The following is a 6,260-nucleotide window of genomic DNA, read 5'->3' on the forward strand; positions in this document are numbered from 1 at the left end:
CGCCAACGCGGCCTTCTCGGTCGCCTTCAGCGGCATCCCCATGACTGCCGTGCTGATGCGCACCGGCTACCAGCTCGACAACGCCGCGCTCGGCCTGGTGCTCGGCCTCATGGGCCTGGGCATCGCCGTGAGCGAACTGCCCTGGGGCCTGCTGACCGACCGCTGGGGCGACCGCCCCGTGCTGCTGGCCGGGCTGGGCAGCACGGCGATCGCGCTGGTGGCGATGGCGCTGTGGGCCGCGCCGGGCGCCGGCCATGTGCCGGGCCTCGGCGTGCTGGGTGCGGGGCTGCTGCTGGTGGGCCTGCTCGGCGGCAGCGTGAACGGCGCCAGCGGGCGCGCGGTGATGACCTGGTTCGACGCCGGCGAACGCGGCCTGGCCATGAGCATCCGCCAGACCGCCGTGCCGATGGGCGGCGGCATCGGTGCGCTGGTGCTGCCCTTCGTGGCGCTGCACTTCGGCTTTGCCGCGCTGTACGGCCTGCTGGCGCTGCTGTGCGCGCTGAGCGCGGCGATGAGCTGGGCCTGGGTGCACGAGCCGCCTATCACGCCGCACCCAAAGACCACCGAGGCCGCCGCACCGAAGACCGGCCCGCTGCGCGACGTGCGCGTGTGGCGCATCGTGGCCGGCATCGGCATCCTGTGCGCGCCGCAGTTCGCGGTGCTGTCCTTCGGCACGGTGTTCCTGCACGACTTCGGCCATGTGGGCCTGGGCACGATCACCGCCGCCATGGTCTTCGTGCAGGTGGGCGCGATGGCGATGCGCGTGTGGAGCGGCCGCTGGACCGACCGCCGCCGCAACCGCCCGGCCTACCTGCGGGCCTGCAGCGCGCTCAGCGTGGTGCTGTTCGCGGGCCTGGCTGCGCTGGTGATGGCGGCGGGCACCGAGCCGCCCTCCACACCGCTGCGGCTGGCGCTGATCGCGCTGCTGGCCGTGAGCGGGGTGTGCGTGTCGGCCTGGCACGGCGTGGCGTACACCGAGCTGGCCACGCTGGCCGGCGCGGCGCGCGCCGGCACCGCGCTGGGCATGGCGAACACCAGCGTGTTCCTCGTGTGCTTCGTCACGCCGTTCTCGATTCCGCACCTGCTGGCGCTGCAGGGCTGGCCGGTCGTGTGGCTGGCGGCCAGTGCGTGTGCGCTGGTGGCGATGCCGCTGCTCGTGCCGCGCCGCGACGCCGATCCCGGCGCCTGCACGGCCGAGCTCGCTCAGAAGGTCGCGAAGACGGCGTTGAGCCGGTCGACGTAGGCGCGCTTGGCGGCCGCGTCGATGAAGCTGCCCTCGAAGCTGTTGGCCGCGAGCTGCCAGGCCTGCTGCACGCCCAGGCCGGTGGCGGCGAAGGTCTGCGTGAAGTTCTGGTTCATGTAGCCGCCGAAGTAGGCCGGGTCGTCCGAGTTGACGGTGGCGACCAGCCCCGCGTCGAGCAGCGCGCCCAGGTTGTGCTGCGACAGGTCGGGGAACACGCACAGCTTGAGGTTCGACAGCGGGCACACGGTGAGCGGAATGCGGTCCTGCGCCAGCCGCTTCATCAGCGCCGGGTCTTTCGCGCTCTGCACGCCGTGGTCGACGCGCTCGACCTTCAGCACGTCGAGCGCGCTCCACACGTAGGCCGGCGGGCCCTCTTCGCCCGCGTGCGCGACGAGGTGAAAGCCCAGCTCGCGGCAGCGCGCGAACACGCGCGCGAACTTCTCGGGCGGGTGGCCGACCTCGCTCGAGTCGAGCCCCACGCCGATGAACTTGTCGCGGTACGGCAGCGCCTGCTCCAGCGTCTCGAACGCCTCTTCCTCGCTCAGGTGGCGCAGGAAGCACAGGATGAGCGAGGCGCTCACGCCCAGCTTCGGCAGCGCATCGACGCAGGCGCGGTGCAGGCCGTTGACCACCGTTTCCATGGCCACGCCGCGCGCCGTGTGCGTCTGCGGGTCGAAGAACATCTCGGTGTGCACCACGTGGTCGGCGGCGGCGCGCTCCAGGTAGGCCCAGGCCATGTCGTAGAAGTCCTGCTCTTTCAGCAGCACGCTGGCGCCGGCGTAGTAGATGTCGAGAAAGGTCTGCAGGTTGGTGAAGGCGTAGGCCTTGCGCAGCTCTTCCACGCTGGCATACGGGATCGAGACACCGTTTCGCTGCGCGAGCGCGAAAATCAGCTCGGGCTCGAGCGAGCCTTCGATGTGCATGTGCAGTTCGGCCTTGGGCATGGCGCGCAGCAGCTCGGGCAGGCGTTCGGCGGGAATGCGCTGCGCGAAGCTGGGGTCGAAGAGGGGGCGGCTGGAATCGGTCATGGGGCGTGGGAAATCGACGTTGTGATCGCGCACAGCATAAGGGCAGACACCCTGCGCGGCATCCCCGAAAACGTATACGCTGCCAGCCCCATTTCCCCCAAACTGATCTGGGTCAAATCGGGCCATGGCGGATGCGCTAGGCTTGGACCCCGGCAGGCCCGGCATCGGGCGTGTTCCCTCCAATCCGCGCGCAGCGTGCATTCGTGCCCCTGGCGCCGTCCTTGATCGACTCGCATGACCCTACAAAACGCCTTCACCCGCGAAGACCTGCTGCGCTGCAGCCGCGGCGAACTGTTCGGCCCCGGCAACGCCCAGCTGCCCGCCCCGAACATGCTGATGGTGGACCGCATCACCCACATCAGCGCCGAGGGCGGTACCTACGGCAAGGGCGAACTCACGGCCGAACTCGACATCACGCCCGACCTGTGGTTTTTCGCCTGCCACTTCGAAGGCGACCCGGTGATGCCGGGCTGCCTGGGCCTGGACGCCATGTGGCAGCTGGTGGGCTTCTTCCTCGGCTGGCAAGGCTTGCCGGGCCGCGGCCGGGCCCTGGGCTCGGGCGAAGTGAAGTTCACGGGCCAGGTCCTGCCGACCGCCAAGCTCGTCACCTACAGCATCCAGATCAAGCGCGTGCTCAAGGGCAAGCTGAACCTGGCCATCGCCGACGGCTCGGTGAGCGTCGACGGCCGCCAGATCTACACCGCCGAAGGCCTGCGGGTCGGCGTGTTCACTTCCACCGACAACTTCTGAGGGTTTCGCCATGCGACGCGTCGTCATCACCGGTCTGGGCATCGTTTCGTGCCTGGGCAACGACAAGGAGACCGTCTCCGCCAACCTGCGCGCCAGCCGCCCCGGCATCCGGTTCCAGCCGGCCTACGCCGAAATGGGCCTGCGCAGCCAGGTGGCCGGCTCCATCGACCTCCCCCTCGAAGACCTCATCGACCGCAAGCTCTACCGCTTCGTCGGCCACGCCGCGGCCTACGCCTACCTGGCCATGAAGGACGCCATTGCCGATGCCGGCCTGACCGAGGAGCAGGTGTCCAACCCGCGCACCGGCCTCATCGCCGGCTCGGGTGGCGCCTCCACGCTGAACCAGATGGAAGCGCTCGACCTGCTGCGCGAAAAAGGCGTCAAGCGCGTCGGCCCCTACCGCGTGACGCGCACCATGAGCAGCACCGTGTCGGCCTGCCTGGCCACGCCCTTCAAGATCAAGGGCCTGAACTACTCCATCGCCTCGGCCTGCGCCACCAGCGCGCACTGCATCGGCAATGCCATGGAGCAGATCCAGATGGGCAAGCAGGACATCGTGTTTGCCGGCGGCGGTGAAGAAGAACACTGGACCCAGTCGTTCCTGTTCGACGCCATGGGCGCGCTGTCCACCAAGTACAACGACACGCCCGAGAAGGCCTCGCGCGCCTACGACGCCGAGCGCGACGGCTTCGTCATCGCGGGCGGCGGCGGCATGGTCGTGGTCGAGTCGCTCGACCACGCACTGGCACGCGGCGCAAAAATCTACGCCGAAATCGTCGGCTACGGCGCCACCTCCGACGGCTACGACATGGTCGCGCCCAGCGGCGAAGGCGCGGTGCGCTGCATGCAGATGGCGCTGTCCACCGTCGACACGCCCATCGACTACCTGAACACCCACGGCACCTCGACGCCCGTCGGCGACGTCATGGAAATGAAGGGCGTGCGCGAAGTCTTCGGCGACAAGGCGCCGGCCATCAGCTCCACCAAGAGCCTGTCGGGCCACTCGCTGGGCGCCGCCGGCGTGCACGAGGCGATCTACTGCCTGCTGATGATGGAAGGCAGCTTCATGGCCGGCTCGGCCAACATCGAGGCGCTCGACCCCGAAGTGGCCGACATGCCCATCCTCACTGCCACGCGCGAGAACGCCACCGTCGACACCGTGATGAGCAACAGCTTCGGCTTCGGCGGCACCAACGCCACGCTGGTGCTCAAGCGCTGGCAGGGCGCGTAGCCCGGCCACCTGCCGGCCCCGTCGCGCCCGCGACGACGGGCCCGCCGGCGCTTCGCTAGACTGGGTTTTCCGTTCTTCCATCCATCCACCGCGCGAGGAGACCCATGGCGATCGACACCCTTTCCACCTGGCACCGGCTCGTCAAGACACGCGACGTGGCGGGGCTCGATGCCCTGCTGGCCGACGACGCCGTCTTCCTCTCGCCCGTGGTGCACCGGCCGCAGGTCGGCAAGGCGATCACGAAGCAGTACCTCGCCGCGGCCTTCCAGGTCTTCTTCAACGAGAGCTTCCGCTACGTGCGCGAGCTCCAGGGTCCGAACGACGCCGTGCTCGAGTTCGAACTCGAGCTGGACGGCATCGCCATCAACGGCGTGGACATGATGAAGTGGAACGCCGAAGGCCGGATCACCGAGTTCAAGGTGATGCTGCGGCCATTGAAGGCGGTGAACCTGATCCATCAGAAGATGGCGGCGCAGCTGCAGGCGGCGGCGCAGTAAGCCGACTCAGGGGCAGGCCAGTTCCGTCTTGGCCACGGCACACAGCCGGGCCTTCTCGGCTGCGGGCAACGTGAGCCCCGGCATCAGCCCGTCCAGCCGCAGCACCGCCGGGTAGAGGCGCGTGTCCTGCGGGTTCTTGCGGTAGGCGCGCAGCACCAGCTGCTGGCCTTCCTTGCCGCAGTGCTGGCGCTGCTGGCGCGCCACTTCCTTGTCGTGCGCCGACCCGTCGCCGTTGAATTCGCCGGCGAAGTGAAAGCACATTTCCGCGTCGTCCACGGCCTTGCGCAGGCGCTGCTCTTCCTTCGAGAACGTCGGCGGTGCGGCGTACGACATCGACACGGCCAGCAGTGCCGCGCCTGCCGCCATGACCCTCTGCAGCTTCATGGTGTGAATCCTTTTCCTGAATGAAAAAAGGGCCGTCCGCAGACGACCCTTCTCGTGGCAATCGCCGAAGCGATCGATCAATGATTACTTCTTGTCGCCGCCCGGCACCTTGCCTTCCACGCCCTTGACGTAGAAGTTCACGCCCGACAGGAACTTGTCGTCGGCGACCGCGTCCTTGGCGATCAACTCCTTGCCATCCTGGCCGACGATCGGGCCCTTCCAGATCGAGAAGCTGCCGTCCTTCAGGCCCTTCTTGATTTCCTCGACCTTGGCCTTGGCTTCGGCCGGCACGTCTTCGGCGATCGAGACGATGTCGATCGCGCCTTCCTTCACGCCCCACCAGGTCTGGCCGGTGGCCCACTTGCCGTCCAGCGCATCTTGCGTGGTCTTGATGTAGTACGGCGCCCAGTTGATGATGGCCGAGCCCAGGTGGGCCTTCGGGCCGTAGGCGGTCATGTCGGAGTCCCAGCCGAAGGCGCGCTTGCCCTTTTCTTGCGCGGTCTTGAGCACGGCCGGCGAGTCGGTGTTCTGGAACAGCACGTCGGCGCCGCCGTTGATGAGGGCGGTGGCGGCTTCGGTTTCCTTGGGCGGGCTGAACCACTCGTTCACCCACACGACCTTGGTCGTGATCTTCGGGTTGACCGACTGCGCGCCCAGCGTGAAGCTGTTGATGTTGCGCAGCACTTCAGGGATCGGCACCGAGCCGACCACGCCCAGCGTGTTGCTCTTGGTCATCGAACCGGCAATCACGCCGGCCATGTACGCGCCTTCGTAGGTGCGGCTGTCGTAGGTGCGCATGTTCTCGGCGGTCTTGTAGCCGGTGGCATGCTCGAACTTCACGTCCTTGCTGTCGTTGGCGACCTTGAGCATGGGTTCCATGTAGCCGAAGGTGGTGCCGAAGATCAGCTTGTTGCCCTGGCCCACGAAGTCGCGGAACACGCGCTCGGCGTCGGCCGACTCGGGCACGCTTTCGACAAAAGTGGTCTTGATCTTGTCGCCGAATTCCTTCTCGAGCGCCTTGCGGGCGTTGTCGTGCGCGAAGGACCAGCCGCCGTCGCCCACGGGACCGACATAGGCGAATGCGATGTTCAGCGGGGCCGCCGGTGCGGGGGCCGGGGCGGCCCCCG

7 protein-coding genes are annotated in these 6,260 nt (G+C 68.1%); 4 read left to right on the forward strand and 3 right to left on the reverse strand.

Going from position 1 to position 6,260, the window contains the following annotated elements; genetic code table 11:
* On the forward strand, window positions 1–1,243 hold a 1,243-nt coding region (locus AC07Y4_RS32430; RefSeq protein ID WP_495275665.1), incomplete at its 5' end, for an MFS transporter.
* Here AC07Y4_RS32430 and AC07Y4_RS32435 read toward each other — a convergent pair.
* Window positions 1,204–2,271, reverse strand: a complete 1,068-nt coding sequence (locus AC07Y4_RS32435) for an adenosine deaminase (protein WP_307694528.1) — start codon at window positions 2,269–2,271, stop codon at window positions 1,204–1,206. The genes AC07Y4_RS32430 and AC07Y4_RS32435 overlap by 40 nt on opposite strands.
* Before the next feature lie 234 nt (window positions 2,272–2,505).
* Here AC07Y4_RS32435 and fabA point away from each other — a divergent pair, with 234 nt between their 5' ends.
* The 3 genes from fabA to AC07Y4_RS32450 all read left to right on the forward strand — a co-directional run bounded on the left by fabA (window position 2,506) and on the right by AC07Y4_RS32450 (window position 4,749).
* Window positions 2,506–3,021 (forward strand): 3-hydroxyacyl-[acyl-carrier-protein] dehydratase FabA, encoded by a 516-nt coding sequence (gene fabA, locus AC07Y4_RS32440; protein ID WP_056574156.1) that lies wholly within the window; start codon window positions 2,506–2,508, stop codon window positions 3,019–3,021.
* Window positions 3,022–3,031: 10 nt separating this feature from the next.
* Window positions 3,032–4,252, forward strand: a complete 1,221-nt coding sequence (fabB, locus tag AC07Y4_RS32445; RefSeq protein WP_159277965.1) for a beta-ketoacyl-ACP synthase I — start codon at window positions 3,032–3,034, stop codon at window positions 4,250–4,252.
* 104 nt (window positions 4,253–4,356) lie between these two features.
* Window positions 4,357–4,749, forward strand: coding sequence for a nuclear transport factor 2 family protein (locus tag AC07Y4_RS32450; protein ID WP_095744204.1), 393 nt, complete (start codon window positions 4,357–4,359; stop codon window positions 4,747–4,749).
* A 6-nt stretch (window positions 4,750–4,755) separates the two neighbouring features.
* Here the strand turns inward: AC07Y4_RS32450 and AC07Y4_RS32455 are convergent, their stop codons facing one another.
* Together AC07Y4_RS32455 and AC07Y4_RS32460 are read right to left on the reverse strand one after the other, a co-directional pair.
* On the reverse strand, window positions 4,756–5,133 hold the full coding sequence (locus tag AC07Y4_RS32455) for a hypothetical protein (RefSeq protein ID WP_307584628.1): 378 nt from the start codon (window positions 5,131–5,133) through the stop codon (window positions 4,756–4,758).
* 84 nt (window positions 5,134–5,217) lie between these two features.
* A partial coding sequence (locus tag AC07Y4_RS32460; RefSeq protein ID WP_495275666.1) for a BMP family ABC transporter substrate-binding protein occupies window positions 5,218–6,260 on the reverse strand: 1,043 nt, incomplete at its 5' end.

The organism is Variovorax sp. GW460-12-1-14-LB1 (assembly GCF_059423605.1).

What these genes read in the sequence shown, in the direction of transcription:
- AC07Y4_RS32435 (WP_307694528.1), bottom strand. Translation starts at nt 2,271, where the DNA reads ATGACCGATTCCAGCCGCCCCCTCTTCGACCCCAGCTTCGCGCAGCGC.
- fabB (WP_159277965.1), top strand. Translation starts at nt 3,032, where the DNA reads ATGCGACGCGTCGTCATCACCGGTCTGGGCATCGTTTCGTGCCTGGGC.
- fabA (WP_056574156.1), top strand. Translation starts at nt 2,506, where the DNA reads ATGACCCTACAAAACGCCTTCACCCGCGAAGACCTGCTGCGCTGCAGC.
- AC07Y4_RS32450 (WP_095744204.1), top strand. Translation starts at nt 4,357, where the DNA reads ATGGCGATCGACACCCTTTCCACCTGGCACCGGCTCGTCAAGACACGC.
- AC07Y4_RS32455 (WP_307584628.1), bottom strand. Translation starts at nt 5,133, where the DNA reads ATGAAGCTGCAGAGGGTCATGGCGGCAGGCGCGGCACTGCTGGCCGTG.